13 protein-coding genes are annotated in these 13,261 nt (G+C 59.1%); 10 read left to right on the forward strand and 3 right to left on the reverse strand.

Annotated elements, in window-relative coordinates; genetic code table 11:
- The first annotated feature begins 33 nt into the window (after positions 1-33).
- The 4 genes from ACZ1HK_RS16790 to ACZ1HK_RS16805 are packed head-to-tail and all read left to right on the forward strand — an operon-like array spanning position 34 to position 3,297.
- A complete protein-coding gene (locus ACZ1HK_RS16790) occupies positions 34-741 on the forward strand; it encodes an FkbM family methyltransferase (protein WP_472629651.1) in 708 nt (235 codons plus the stop codon).
- On the forward strand, positions 738-1,487 hold the full coding sequence (locus ACZ1HK_RS16795) for a glycosyltransferase family 25 protein (RefSeq protein WP_472629652.1): 750 nt from the start codon (positions 738-740) through the stop codon (positions 1,485-1,487). Before ACZ1HK_RS16790 ends, ACZ1HK_RS16795 begins: the two co-directional genes overlap by 4 nt.
- A 17-nt stretch (positions 1,488-1,504) precedes the next feature.
- Entirely contained in the window at positions 1,505-2,545 is a 1,041-nt protein-coding gene (locus ACZ1HK_RS16800) for a glycosyltransferase (protein ID WP_472629653.1), read from the forward strand.
- Positions 2,542-3,297, forward strand: coding sequence for a glycosyltransferase family 25 protein (locus ACZ1HK_RS16805; protein WP_472629654.1), 756 nt, complete (start codon positions 2,542-2,544; stop codon positions 3,295-3,297). The genes ACZ1HK_RS16800 and ACZ1HK_RS16805 overlap by 4 nt, the downstream gene beginning before the upstream one ends.
- Here the strand turns inward: ACZ1HK_RS16805 and hemE are convergent.
- Positions 3,294-4,325, reverse strand: a complete 1,032-nt coding sequence (gene hemE, locus ACZ1HK_RS16810; RefSeq protein WP_472629655.1) for a uroporphyrinogen decarboxylase — start codon at positions 4,323-4,325, stop codon at positions 3,294-3,296. The two genes, ACZ1HK_RS16805 and hemE, sit on opposite strands and share 4 nt — an antisense overlap.
- Before the next feature lie 102 nt (positions 4,326-4,427).
- Here hemE and hemC point away from each other — a divergent pair, with 102 nt between their 5' ends.
- From hemC to ACZ1HK_RS16840, 6 genes are all read left to right on the forward strand, one after another.
- Complete coding sequence (gene hemC / locus ACZ1HK_RS16815; protein WP_472629656.1) at positions 4,428-5,390, forward strand: hydroxymethylbilane synthase; 963 nt, start codon at positions 4,428-4,430, stop codon at positions 5,388-5,390.
- Positions 5,391-5,460: 70 nt separating this feature from the next.
- Positions 5,461-6,027, forward strand: a complete 567-nt coding sequence (rfbC, locus tag ACZ1HK_RS16820) for a dTDP-4-dehydrorhamnose 3,5-epimerase (protein WP_472629657.1) — start codon at positions 5,461-5,463, stop codon at positions 6,025-6,027.
- On the forward strand, positions 6,024-7,064 hold the full coding sequence (gene rfbB, locus ACZ1HK_RS16825) for a dTDP-glucose 4,6-dehydratase (RefSeq protein WP_472629658.1): 1,041 nt from the start codon (positions 6,024-6,026) through the stop codon (positions 7,062-7,064). The genes rfbC and rfbB overlap by 4 nt, the downstream gene beginning before the upstream one ends.
- Positions 7,061-7,906, forward strand: a complete 846-nt coding sequence (rfbD, locus tag ACZ1HK_RS16830) for a dTDP-4-dehydrorhamnose reductase (RefSeq protein WP_472629659.1) — start codon at positions 7,061-7,063, stop codon at positions 7,904-7,906. The genes rfbB and rfbD overlap by 4 nt, the downstream gene beginning before the upstream one ends.
- Before the next feature lie 122 nt (positions 7,907-8,028).
- Positions 8,029-8,901, forward strand: a complete 873-nt coding sequence (gene rfbA, locus ACZ1HK_RS16835) for a glucose-1-phosphate thymidylyltransferase RfbA (protein WP_472629660.1) — start codon at positions 8,029-8,031, stop codon at positions 8,899-8,901.
- A gap of 6 nt (positions 8,902-8,907) precedes the next feature.
- Positions 8,908-11,361 (forward strand): glycosyltransferase, encoded by a 2,454-nt coding sequence (locus ACZ1HK_RS16840; RefSeq protein ID WP_472629661.1) that lies wholly within the window; start codon positions 8,908-8,910, stop codon positions 11,359-11,361.
- Positions 11,362-11,366: 5 nt separating this feature from the next.
- Here the strand turns inward: ACZ1HK_RS16840 and ACZ1HK_RS16845 are convergent, their stop codons facing one another.
- Positions 11,367-12,422: an ABC transporter ATP-binding protein gene (locus ACZ1HK_RS16845; RefSeq protein WP_472629662.1), complete on the reverse strand. Its 1,056-nt coding sequence runs from the start codon at positions 12,420-12,422 to the stop codon at positions 11,367-11,369.
- A gap of 18 nt (positions 12,423-12,440) precedes the next feature.
- Positions 12,441-13,250, reverse strand: a complete 810-nt coding sequence (locus ACZ1HK_RS16850) for an IclR family transcriptional regulator (protein WP_472630861.1) — start codon at positions 13,248-13,250, stop codon at positions 12,441-12,443.
- Between the last annotated feature and the right edge of the window lie 11 nt (positions 13,251-13,261).

Raw genomic sequence — 13,261 nt, forward strand, 5'->3', positions numbered from 1 at the left:
ACACGGGGCCGTCCAGATTCAGGATCTTTTTTCGTGTCCGACCCATTTCGCAATCTTCGTCGTGCTTGGCATATTGTAACTGGTACGAAACGGTTCCAGCACTGGGGCGTGACCTTGTGCACGGGTCCGGCTGACATTCCAAAAACCGTACGTGGCCACATCTTCAAGGGTGGATACGAAGCCGTCGAAGCGGAATTGGTCAAAGCTATCCTGCGCCCAAATGACCGCGTTCTGGAGGTGGGGACGGGTATCGGCTTTGTCTCGATCCTGTGCACGAAGATCGCGGGCGAAGGGCGCGTCACGTCATATGAGGCAAACCCCGCTTTGGAGGATTGGATCCTCCAGAACTATGCTGTCAACGACCTGACGCCCGATCTGCGAATGAAGGCTGTGACCGTGGACGGAAGCGCGATCAGTTTCTTCCAAGACCCGAATATTCTGTCTTCGTCGTTGATCGATCGCGATTTGCCTCTCGACGAAATTACGGTCGAAAGTCATGCAATTTCGGCCGTCTTGAACGATGTCCGTCCCGATGTGATCGTGATGGATGTGGAAGGTGCCGAGATCGATTTGCTGACCAAGGCCGACCTGACAGGAGTGCGGGCCATGATTATCGAGGTACATCCCCATATCGTCGGGGATGACAAAATTGCAGCCATGGACGCAGCCCTCGTCAGCGCTGGATTTCAGATCCAGGCGCGCCGTCACAAGACCGTTCACTACGAGCGCACGGCCATATGAACGAGCTCGTCTGGCCAATCCACGTCATTAATCTGGCGGACAACACCGCCAGAATGGAGAACGTGCGCCGCCAACTCGATGCACAAGGATTGCCCTTTGAACGTGTGGACGCCGTCAACGGTTGGGCCTTATCGGAACAGGCGATTACGGAAGTCTACGATGCCGCTGGGAATTTGAGGCGCCACAAACAGGATCTCGTTCCAGCCGAAATTGGCTGTTATCTAAGCCATATCGAAGCCTGGAAGCGAATTGTGGCGTCACCGGCGGCTGGCGGCATCGTCTTGGAGGACGATTTTGCGGCGGAGCCAGATTTAAGGCAAGTCTTGGTGGCCCTATGTGCCCACCGGTCCCCCGACTGGGATATCGCGAAACTCTTCAGCATATCAGCCCCAGCGCGGGTTTTGCGTTCTGCTTCCCTGGAAGGGAAATATGATATCGTCCTGCCCTATCGTGTCCCGTCGACGACTTTGGGATACGCGATCTCAAAAGACAGCGCGCGGCATCTATTGGATCATTCGCTACCATTCAGCCGTCCAATTGACGAAGATCACAAGTTTTTCTGGGAGCACGGGCAATCCATTGCTCTGGTACAACCCAACCCAATACGCGTTGGCGAACAGGACACCGAAACGGGCACAATAGGTGAGGCGCGCAGAAGTGTGGAAAAGACCGGTCGGTGGCGCAAACTGCGTTATCAACTGGGCTACCAAATGCGGTTGCGCTGGCATCGGATGCGGGGGCGTTAGTGGTTGAGCACCCAAAGATGCGCATCCTCCACATGTGCTTTGGCAAGGAAGGTGGCGCGGAAAGGTTTTTCGTGAACCTCGTCCAGGCGTTTGACCGACGCGGTGGGATTGAGCAGCGCTTCATCATCCGACCGAACCGGACCTGGCGTAGGCACATTGTTGAAATTGGGCCGACGATTGAGAACAACTACAACTATCTGTCTCTTTCCCGTTGGTGGTTGAGGGCCGAATATCGACGGATCATCCGCACATGGGAGCCGGACGTCGTCTTTGCTTGGGCGCCCCGCGCCGGCCGCTTGCAGCAGAAAAAACCGGAGGGACCTCTCAAGATCGTGCGTCTTGGAGATTTTCCACCGCATCTCGACCATTTTCAGAACTGCGATGTGATCGTTGCCAATACGCCAGCGATCACCGAACACGTCAGGCAGTTGGGCTGGGACAGACCCTCGACTACCATCACCAACTTCGCACGACCCGTTCGACCTGAACCTGTTCAACGCCATGATTTTGAGACGCCTGAAGATGCGTTCCTGGTTGCAACAGCCGGGCGGTTCGTCCCGCGAAAGGGTATGGACGCCGCCATTAGGGCAGTCTCCAAGGTACCTGGCGCATGGCTTTGGATCATGGGCGATGGAGAGGAAAAGGACTCGCTTCATGGCCTGGTGGCTGACCTCGGCATCGCGGATCGCGTGCGTTTTCTGGGTTGGGTTGATGAACCCGTACACAAATTCGCGGCGGCAGATGCCGTGATATTCCCGTCGCGCCACGAGCCTTTGGGAAATGTCGTCCTTGATGCGTGGCAGGCGCGCAGGCCCGTCGTGGCCACACGCTCAGAAGGGCCGGGCTGGTTTATGCGCGATGAGGTCGATGGGCTGCTGACCGATATTGATGACGTCGAAGCGATGGCGGCGGGGCTATCACGTCTGCAATCAGACCCGCAATTGCGAGAGCAATTCGGCAGTGCAGGTCATGCACGCCTTCAGTCTTTCTTCGGTGAGGATGCAATTGTTGACGCCTACTTGGAACTCTTCAGGACCAAGGCCGAGGCGGCGTCTTGAAGGCCCTGATCATCAACCTCGCCTCGGAGACTGAGCGCTTTGCGTTTCAGGCCAGCCAATTGGACCGCTTGGGTATTGCCTATGAGCGGGTCGAAGCCTCCACACCCGGCACGTTGATCCCACCGGCAGACGACCCTTATTGGTCCGGTTGGGAACGCCCACTGCGCAAGACCGAAATGGCCGCCTTTGCCAGCCACCGCACGGCATGGGCCCGTGTTGTGGACGCAAACGTGCCGTTCCTGATCCTGGAAGATGATGCCGTGCTTATGCCCGGCGTGCCTTCGTTGCTTGCACAGTTGTCGTATGTGGCAGAGGCCGAGTATGTCACGTTGGAAACCCGTGGCCGCCGCAAACGCATTTCCGCATCTCCTCACGGCGAATTGCCTTTGCGCAGACTGTGGCAAGATCGTACCGGCGCTGCCGCTTATGTGCTTTGGCCGTCGGCGGCCCGGAAGCTGTTGAGCCGTGTCGCATCCGCACCTGGATTGGCCGATGCCGTTTTATGCGCCGCCTACGAACTGAATGCGTGGCAGGCGGTCCCCGCCTTGGCGTGCCAGCTTGATCGTTGCAGTGCCGAGGGGTTTTCCCCTCCAATCGAGACGCATAGCGCAATTGGGAAAGAAGCCAAGCCAACGGCATCACCAAGCATTGCACAAAAGCTGCGGCGGGTTGCTGGACAAGTGCGGATGGGTCTGCGGGCGCTGGCACATTCGAATGCTCAGAACGTGGTCGTTCCGTTGAAGCGCGACTAGCCCCGGATCGCTTCTAGCAACAGATGGACATTCTCAGGATCGGCATCCGGTGTGATCCCGTGGCCGAGGTTGAAGATATGCGGCCCGCCCTTCAACGTGTCGCAAATCCGGCGCGCCTCTGATTGAAGGGCGTCCCCGCCTGAGACCATCAATTTAGGATCGAGGTTTCCCTGAACGCACGTATCGCCTTGCAGATTTTCGGCTGCCCAAGCCGCATCGACCGACGTGTCGATTGCCAACGCATCGGCGCCCACGGCATTTGCGAAGCCAACGTACTTCTCACCTGCTTCGCGCGGGAAAGCGATGACGGGAAGGTCTGGATGGCGCGACTTCAACTCGGAGATGATGCGTTTTGCAGGGGCGAGTGCGAATGCGTCAAAGGCTTCACCCTTTAGGGAACCCGCCCAGGAGTCGAACAACTTCACCACTTCGGCACCCGCCTGAACCTGCATATCAAGATATTCGATAGTCGCGTCGGTTAGCAGATCGATCAGTGCTTTGAACGTCGCGGGATCCTCCTCTCGCAACTTGTGGGCCGGGGCCTGATCGGGCGTGCCGCGCCCTGCGATCATGTAGGTCGCCACAGTCCACGGCGCGCCGGCAAAGCCAATAAGCGTCGTCTCTTTTGGCAATTCCTGCGAAAGAATGCGTACCGTCTCATAGACCGGAGAAAGGTGCTCGTGGATGGCGTCCTTGCTTTTCAGGCGATCCATTCCGGAGGCATCGGTGATTGTCGACAAGCGCGGACCTTCGCCCGTGACAAACCACAGATCGGCACCAAGAGCATCAGGGATCAACAAGATGTCGGCAAACAGAATCGCCGCGTCAAAGCCATAGCGCCGGATCGGTTGCAAGGTGACCTCGGCGGCAAGGTCGGAATTGTAGCAAAGCGATAGAAAGTCACCGGCCTGCGCGCGGGTGGCGCGGTACTCCGGAAGGTAACGCCCCGCCTGTCGCATCAACCAGACCGGCGGCACATCCATCGTTTCACCCGCAAGGCTACGGAGCAGTTTTTTCTTGTCGGGCATTGGACTTATCCTCAGGGTCGTATTGCGGGTCTGGCCACTCTCCTTATGAGTGTCAAGCCGCCGCCAGTTGTCAACCCAAGTTGACACCGCTAGAGAGGATATATGACGACCGAATTGCCAACTCCCGCCACCCCTTTGCGCATCGGAACACGTGGCTCGCCACTGGCCATGGCGCAAGCATTCGAAACCCGCGCCCGGCTCATGGGGGCCTTCGATCTTCCTGAAGATGCTTTTGAAATTATCATCATCAAGACAACGGGCGATGATCGTAGTCTGATCGAACGCGACATCGCGCTGAAAGAACTTGGCGGAAAAGGGTTGTTCACCAAGGAAATCGAGGAGGACATGCTGTCAGGCAAGATAGACATCGCTGTCCATTCGATGAAGGACATGCCAGTCGACCAACCAGATGGCCTGATGCTGGATTGCTATCTGCCGCGCGAAGATGTGCGCGACGCCTTTGTCTCGCTGAACCATGACAGCCTCGCGGCGTTGCCCGAGGGCGCAGTGGTCGGCTCATCCAGCCTGCGTCGCCGGGCGCAACTGGCCGCACGGCGCCCTGATCTGCAGGTCGTCGAATTCCGCGGCAACGTCCAAACACGCATGAAGAAGCTTGGCGATGGCGTGGCCGAAGCCACGTTCCTTGCTATGGCCGGTCTCCGCCGCCTTGGGATGGAAGACGTTGTAAAATCGGCGCTTGAGGCATCGGATATGCTGCCCGCCGTCGCACAGGGCGCTATCGGAATTGAACGCCGGGCTGAAGATGTGCGCATGGCCGCGATGCTTGAGGCCATTCATGACGGCCAAACCGGCCAACGTCTTTCAGCCGAACGCGCGTTCCTGAAGGGTTTGGATGGCTCTTGCCAGACGCCGATTGCTGGGTTGGCGGAACTCGATGGTGGCACAATCCGCATGCGTGGCGAAATCCTTCGCCCCGACGGGTCAGAGGTGCTTACAGATGAGCGCACGGCACCCGTCGAAGACGCCGCAGCCCTTGGTGCGGCCATGGCGGCAGATCTCCGCAAACAGGCCGGGCCGGGCTTTTTCGACTGGCACGAACACTGACCGCGCCCCGTTGCGGGGTGTGCCGGCGCATGGCATTGTCCCCCACAACAACGGCGGAACAGGCGCAGCCATGAAAATTGAGGAAACTGGCCTTCCGGGTCTTTTGGTTCTGACGCCTGACCGCTTCGGCGATGAACGCGGCTTTTTCAGTGAGACGTACAATTCCGCGAAACTCGCGGAGCACGGCATCAAAACCACCTTCGTTCAAGACAATCATTCCCTTTCTGCTGAACCCAACACCATCCGCGGCTTGCACTTTCAGGCCCCGCCACGTGCGCAGGCAAAGCTGGTGCGCTGCGGGCGTGGACGTTTGTGGGATGTGGCAGTCGACATCCGGGCTGGGTCGCCGACCTTCGGCCAGAATTTCGGCATCGAGCTGACGTTCGAGAACGCAAAGCAACTTCTGATCCCGGCCGGTTTCGCCCACGGCTTCATAACGAGGGAGCCGGGAACAGAAATCATCTACAAGTGCTCCGACTGCTACGCACCGGAAACAGAAGGTGCACTGGTCTGGGACGATCCTGATTTGGGCATTGATTGGAAGGTGACCGGAACGCCCATCCTTTCAGGAAAGGATGCCGCAGCTTCGACCTTCAAGGATTTCGAAACCCCGTTCCGGTACGAGGCCATTCCATGAAACTTTTGGTGACAGGCGGTGCGGGTTTTATCGGCTCCGCGGTTGTGCGTCTTGCCGTTGAACGTGGGCACGAAGTGATCAACCTGGATGCTCTGACATATGCCGCTTGCCTCGATAACGTTGCATCGGTCGCCCAATCCAATCTCTACACGTTTGAACATGCCGATATCCGCGACCGCGCGGCGCTTGACCGGATCCTTTCGACCCATAGCCCGGATGCCGTGCTGCATCTGGCGGCCGAATCCCATGTCGACCGCTCCATCGACGGGCCAGCCGCCTTCATCGACACCAATGTCACCGGTACAGCGACGCTCTTGGACGCAACCCGGAACCACTGGGAGGCGCGCGGTAAACCGGAAGGCTTCCGCTTTCACCACGTGTCCACGGATGAGGTGTTCGGCACTCTTGGCGCGACCGGACTCTTCACTGAAGATACCCCGTACGATCCGCGCAGCCCTTATTCAGCATCGAAGGCATCGTCCGATCACCTCGTGCGCGCCTGGCACGAGACATACGGCCTCCCGGTACTATTGACGAATTGCTCCAACAATTACGGACCGTATCACTTCCCGGAAAAGCTGATCCCGGTCGTCATCCTGAAGGCTGTTTCAGGGCAGGCTATTCCCGTCTACGGCACCGGCGAAAACGTCCGCGATTGGCTGTATGTGGAGGATCATGCCGACGCACTCCTGACCGTTCTTGAAAAGGGCAAGATAGGGCGCAGCTATAACGTTGGCGGCCATAATGAGATGCGAAATATCGACCTCGTGCGCGTGATCTGCGGCCTGCTTGATGTGCGCCGACCCGATGCTGCGCCCCATGCAGATTTGATCACCTTTGTCAGCGACCGACCCGGTCATGACATGCGCTACGCGATTGATGCATCCCGTATCGAAAACGAACTCGGCTGGACACCATCGGTGACGGTCGAGGAAGGTCTGGCGCGCACAGTTGATTGGTTTCTCGAAAACGAGGATTGGTGGCGCGCCCTGCTGGACCGCGAAGGCGTGGGCCAACGGTTGGGAACAAAGGCATGAAGCTTCTGGCATTTGGCCTGTCCGGACAGGTCGGACAGGAATTGGCCCGCCTTGGAGTTCAAACCCTCAATCGTCGGGAAGCCGATCTGGAGGATCCCTTGAAATGCGCGGCATTGATCGCGGCCAGCGACGCTGATGCAGTCATAAATGTGGCCGCTTACACAGCCGTCGACAGAGCTGAAGAGGATGAAGCGACCGCCCACATGGTCAATGCCGAGGCACCGGCCGCCATGGCCCAGACGTGCGCGGCGAAGGGCATCCCGTTCGTGCACATTTCCACCGACTATGTGTTCGATGGATCTGGCGAAAAGCCTTGGATCTCATCCGCGCCGACAGCGCCCCTTAGCGCCTATGGCCGTACGAAACTGGAGGGTGAACAGGGTGTTCGCGCAGCGGGTGGCACATTTGCAATTCTACGGACGTCTTGGGTGTTTTCCGCGCAAGGTGCAAATTTCGTAAAGACCATGCTGCGACTTGGGGCAGAGCGCGATGCGCTTTCGGTCGTCGCGGATCAAATCGGCGGCCCGACGCCCGCCCGTGATATTGCAGCCGCCTGCGTCTCACTGGCGGAAGCGTTGACTGCAAACCCAGGCAAAAGTGGAACCTATCATTTCGCCGGTCGTCCTGATGTATCCTGGGCAGATTTCGCACGTGAGATTTTTGATCAGGCCCAATTGCAATGCGCGGTCACCGATATCCCCACATCCGCGTATCCCACGCCCGCCGTACGCCCCAAGAACTCCCGTCTCGATTGTACGTCAACCGAGACTGTTTTCGGTGTTTCACGTCCCGATTGGCGTGAGGGCTTGGCGCAAGTTTTGTCTGATTTGAACGAATCCTGACGCCTGTTCAGTCGCCGTTAACGCATATTGTGGCATCCCGTCTGCAGGTGGCGGGCAATTGGCAAGACCCGCCCGACGCGTTAGGCCAAAGCATCTTGGCCTAAAGGACGGAGGCGCACAGAATGGCGCGCAAAGGGATCATACTTGCTGGCGGCTCCGGCACACGGCTCTACCCGGTGACAACTGGCGTGTCCAAACAGCTTTTGCCGATCTACGACAAACCGATGATCTACTACCCCCTCTCGGTCCTGATGCTGTCCGGGATCCGCGAGATCGCTGTGATCACCACGCCAACGGATCAGGACCAATTCAAACGAACTTTGGGTGACGGTAGCCAATGGGGCCTAAGCCTGACCTATATCGAACAACCAAGCCCTGACGGCCTCGCACAGGCCTACCTGCTGGCGCGCGATTTCCTGAATGGTGCGCCGTCGGCGATGGTTTTGGGGGACAACATCTTCTTTGGGCACGGATTGCCAACTGTTCTGGCCGTGGCGGATGCGAAAGCCGACGGCGGAACAGTCTTCGGATATCGCGTGACCGATCCCGAACGCTACGGGGTTGTGGATTTTGAGAAGGATGGCAGCGTTCGTGCGATCATCGAGAAGCCGAAGGTTGCGCCGTCCCCTTACGCTGTGACTGGGCTCTACTATCTTGATGGAACCGCACCTGACCGCGCCGCTACGGTCACGCCATCACCGCGCGGCGAGTTGGAAATTACGAGCCTTCTGGAAAGCTATCTCACCGATGGATTGCTGACGGTCGAGCGTATGGGGCGCGGCTATGCCTGGCTTGATACCGGGACACATGAAAGCCTTTTGGACGCCGGGAATTTCGTAAGAACTCTCACGCAAAGACAAGGCCTTCAGGTTGGCTCTCCAGACGAGATCGCCTTCGAACTTGGCTGGATCAATGCCGAAGACCTGTCTGCGCGGGCCGACCTTTTCGGCAAGTCCGGCTATGGCCGCTATCTGGCCTCACTTCTGAAAGGGTAAGACCGTTTGATCCGCCGCCTACACGCCCTTTATCTGCGCTATGCGGCGGTCCACGCGGGTCGATTGCGCAGCGTGCCCTTGGGTCCGTTCTGGCGACGATCCGGTCAGGTTGAACGCGTCGTTCGCCGCGGCGATAAGGTCGAGATTTCGGGATGGGCCAATGCCGACGGTGTTGTCCTGCGGTGGTCAGGCAGCAAGCGATCGGTAAAGCCGGACGTCCCCCGACCGGACGTGAAAGCCCGGCGCGGCGGCCCACCCAATCAGGGGTTTGCGTTCGCTATTCCGGCAACCGCTCGTGAACTGCGCCTTGAAACGATCCACGGCGGCCTTGTGCACCACAGCGCGATCATTCCCCACCCTTCCGAACCGGTGAGCTCGCGCGGCCGACGTCGTTTGCAGCGGGCGTTCCTGCGCGACCTCTACCGCGCCGTGCCTGCCTTGTTGCGCTACCTGCGGTCACCGGATGAACGTTCAAAACTGGCGGTGAAGCGCGCGCTTGGGTTGGAGCTCACGACCCGTGGCACAGACATTGAACGCGCCTGGCTTCTGGAGGCGCCGACGACCCGAAATGTCAGTTGCAACGCGGAAATCACCATTGTGTTGCCTGTCTACAATGCGCTGGAATTGCTGAAGGAATGCGTGTCTCGGCTCGAACGCCACACAGACCTTCCCTGGCACCTGATTGTAGTTGAAGATGGCTCCAGCGATCCAGAAGTGCGACCTTGGTTGACCAAGTGGTCAGCCCGACACCCCAAGCAGGTGACTCTGGTCTGTCATGATGAAAACCAGGGCTTCGTTGGAGCGGTAAACACAGGCCTGGAGCGCGCATTGGCCTGCAAGGGTGAGGGGCCAGTCGTGTTGCTGAACTCTGACGCGATGGTCCCAAAGGATTGGGCGAGCCGCCTTTGCGCACCTTTGATTGAGCCCTCTGTGGCTTCGGTCACCCCCATGTCGAATGCCGCGGAAATCCTTTCGGTTCCAGATATCGGTCCTGGCATCGCCCTGCGAACGGGCGAGGCTGAGCAAATGGACACAGTCGCACGCAGGCTCGGCGCGGTGCCCTTGCCAGAGATCCCAACAGGAATTGGCTTTTGCATGGCTTTGTCACGCAATTGGTTGCGCAGGGTTCCGCGTTTCGACCCGGCATTCGGGCGTGGCTATGGCGAAGAAGTTGATTGGTGCCAAAAGACACGCGCTCTTGGTGCATCTCACCTTTGCCAGCCTGGTCTGTTTGTTGAACATGTCGGGGGGCAGAGCTTTGGGTCACTCGAAAAGCGGGCCCGTATTCGGAGCGCCGGCGCCATGATCTCGTACCGGTACCCAAGGTACGACGCGGAGGTGCAACGCTTTATTGCCAACGATCCCATTGCCACGCCGCGTCTTGCTTTGGCAGTTGCCCTTGCCGCGGCCCGTGTGGATCGGTTGCCAGTTTACCTTGCGCACTCGCTTGGGGGCGGGGCGGACGCCGCCTTGCAAGTTGAACTTGCAGGGTGCGAGGCCGCGATAGTCCTGCGGGTGGGCGGCCTGAGGCGCTGGCAAGTGGAGGTTTATGTCGCCGATCAAGTCCTGGCCGGCCGGACGGATGATATTGATCTCGTTCGTCGCCTCTTGGCCTCGGCCAATGCACTCGATCTGATCTATTCCTGCGGCGTCGGGGACTCTGATCCAGTGAGTTTGCCAAAAGCCGTGCTTTCTCTGCGACGTCCCGATAGGCTGGACCGGATATTCATGCGCTTGCATGATTACTTCGCTCTCTCGCCGTCCTACACATTGATGGGTCGCGATGGGTTTGCGGGCGTTCCGGGACCCGAAACCTCCGACCCGTGCCATGCGGCGCGCAGACCCGATGGCACGCGTGTGACGCTTGCGGACTGGCGCAAGGCATGGGGCGCTTTGGTTGCGGAATGCGATGAAGTTACAGCATTTTCAAAAGCCTCCGCACGCCTGTTCCTGGAGGCATACGCCCATGCAAATGTAACGGTTCGGCCGCATCTGCGATTGGTCGCACTCCAACAAATGGTAGAGCAATCGGGGCGACGCATCGGCATTCTTGGGCATCTGAACATTCAGAAGGGCGCGCTGATCGTTCGCGATCTTGCCGCGGCCCATCCGCGCCAGACTTTCGTGGTCATTGGATTGGTCGACAGTTCCATCCCGCTGCCGCGCAACGTCATCGTTCATGGAAGTTATGATAGGGACGAGATTACCGAATTAGCGCACCTCTACGGCATCCGAGCATGGCTGATGCCCTCGGTCTGGCCAGAGACCTTTTCCTTTGCGACCCGCGAAGCGCTTGCGACCGGTCTACCGGTTGCTGGTTTCGCTCTTGGCGCGCAAGGCGAGGCGTTGCGTGATGCCTGCAACGGTTTCACCGTCCCGCTCGAACCAAAATCAGGCGCGGCGGAACGGTTGTTTTCCGTGGTCGATCCGGCGCGCAACATGCAAGCCGCCGCCGAATAGAGCGCTCAGCGCAGACGCTGCTCGGTGTTGGCGTCGAAGAAATACGCATCCTCCACGTCAAAGCTGATCCCGGTTTTCGAGCCTGAGGCAGGCGCGTGCTGATCATGCGCTTCTACAACGATCCGCGACCCGTCGGGTGCATTTACGTAGTGGTAGCTGATACCACCCAACCGCTCGGACAAGTCGACCTCATGGGTATCCCCTTCCGACAAGGTGACCTTGTTCGGGCGCACGCCGACGGTCACAGGCCCGTCTGACGTCAGACTTGCAGGCGCCCGCATAGTCGCCCCGCCAAGGGCAGGGACCGTAACCGTGCCCCCTGCGTTCACGCCATCAAAGAAATTCATGGCCGGGCTGCCGATGAAGCCCGCGACAAACTTGTTGTCGGGATCGTTGTACAGGTGCAGCGGTGCGCCCACCTGCTCGATATAGCCACCCCGCAGCACAACGATCTTGTCTGCCAGCGTCATCGCCTCGACCTGATCATGGGTCACGTAGATCATCGTGGCGCCGATTTCCTTGTGCAAACGCGCGATTTCCACCCGCATCTCGACCCGCAACTCGGCGTCGAGGTTCGACAGTGGCTCATCGAACAAGAACACTTCCGGGCCGCGCACAATGGCTCGGCCAATGGCAACGCGCTGACGCTGCCCGCCAGACAGGGCGACAGGCTTGCGCGCGAGGTAATCGTCCAGCTTGAGGATGCGTGATGCTTCTGAGACCTTTTCCTTGATCTCATTCGCGGGGTGACCGTTCATCTTCAGGCCGAACCCCATATTTTGCTCAACCGTCATATGCGGGTAGAGGGCATAGGTCTGAAAGACCATTGCTACGCCACGCTCGGCCGGGTCAGCGCGGGTCACATTGCGCGCACCGATCTCGATGGTGCCTTCCGTGGTCTCCTCCAGCCCGGCGACCATGCGCAGAAGGGTGGACTTGCCGCAGCCCGATGGGCCGACAAAGACACAGAACTCGCCGTCTTCAATGGTCAGGTCGACCCCATGGATGACCTGAGTCTGTCCATAGCGCTTGATGACGTCCGTTAGTTGCAGGCCCGACATGGCGGTCTCCTCCCCGTGTTATTCTGCTGCGTCGGGAAAGCGCCAATCTTGCGCCTCCCCGGCTATGGATGACACCGCGGCATGGATCCGCGGCAAATGGGCGTCCAGCCCGGCAAGGCTGGTGCGTTCTGTAGACGATGTGACGGAAACCGCACCCAATACGCGCCCCGCACGTGTAACGATCGGCACTGCTACGCAAATGATGCCCGGTTCATGCTCTTCGCGGTCATAGGCATGGCCACGCTCGTAAATCGCGTTCAACTCGCCACGCAGATCATCAGGTGTCGAAAGGGTATGCGCAGTGAACGGATGATAGCTTTGCTGAAGCAACAGCTTTTCCTGATCGGCCTCGGGCAAAAAGGCCGCCATCGCCTTGCCAACGCCGGTACAATAAACCGGCCCAACTTTTCCGGCCTGCGAATACATCTGCAAGGGATCGCGCGCGTTGATTTTGTCGACGTACAAAACCTGCCCGCCGTCCAATTGTGCCAGGTGCACGGTCTCGCCGACTTCAGCGGACAGCGCTTCCAGATAAGGCCGTGCGACCGGGGCAAGCGACGCGCTCTGCCACGCCGCATGCGCCAAGCGCACAAGGCGCAATCCGGGTGCGTAGGTTTGACGGTCCGGATCGTAGGTCAACATGCTTTGCTTGGTCAGGACCTGCATCAACCGGTACAAGGTCGCCTTGGGAAAAGGACTGTCGGCCAGCAGCTCTCCGAATCGCACCGGACGACCGTAAGACGCCACTGCATCAAGCACCGAGAGGGCTTTGCCTACGGTCCCGTCCGAGATATCGCTGGCCTCACCTGGCACAGGTTTTCCTCCCATTTCCGGCCCCG

It is taken from the genome of Gymnodinialimonas sp. JB5-7, from assembly GCF_055693405.1.

Coding starts and splice junctions, on each gene's coding strand:
- ACZ1HK_RS16795 (WP_472629652.1), top strand. CDS start 738: ATGAACGAGCTCGTCTGGCCAATCCACGTCATTAATCTGGCGGACAAC.
- ACZ1HK_RS16800 (WP_472629653.1), top strand. CDS start 1,505: ATGCGCATCCTCCACATGTGCTTTGGCAAGGAAGGTGGCGCGGAAAGG.
- hemE (WP_472629655.1), bottom strand. CDS start 4,325: ATGCCCGACAAGAAAAAACTGCTCCGTAGCCTTGCGGGTGAAACGATG.
- hemC (WP_472629656.1), top strand. CDS start 4,428: ATGACGACCGAATTGCCAACTCCCGCCACCCCTTTGCGCATCGGAACA.
- rfbC (WP_472629657.1), top strand. CDS start 5,461: ATGAAAATTGAGGAAACTGGCCTTCCGGGTCTTTTGGTTCTGACGCCT.
- rfbB (WP_472629658.1), top strand. CDS start 6,024: ATGAAACTTTTGGTGACAGGCGGTGCGGGTTTTATCGGCTCCGCGGTT.
- rfbD (WP_472629659.1), top strand. CDS start 7,061: ATGAAGCTTCTGGCATTTGGCCTGTCCGGACAGGTCGGACAGGAATTG.
- rfbA (WP_472629660.1), top strand. CDS start 8,029: ATGGCGCGCAAAGGGATCATACTTGCTGGCGGCTCCGGCACACGGCTC.
- ACZ1HK_RS16845 (WP_472629662.1), bottom strand. CDS start 12,422: ATGTCGGGCCTGCAACTAACGGACGTCATCAAGCGCTATGGACAGACT.
- ACZ1HK_RS16850 (WP_472630861.1), bottom strand. CDS start 13,250: ATGGGAGGAAAACCTGTGCCAGGTGAGGCCAGCGATATCTCGGACGGG.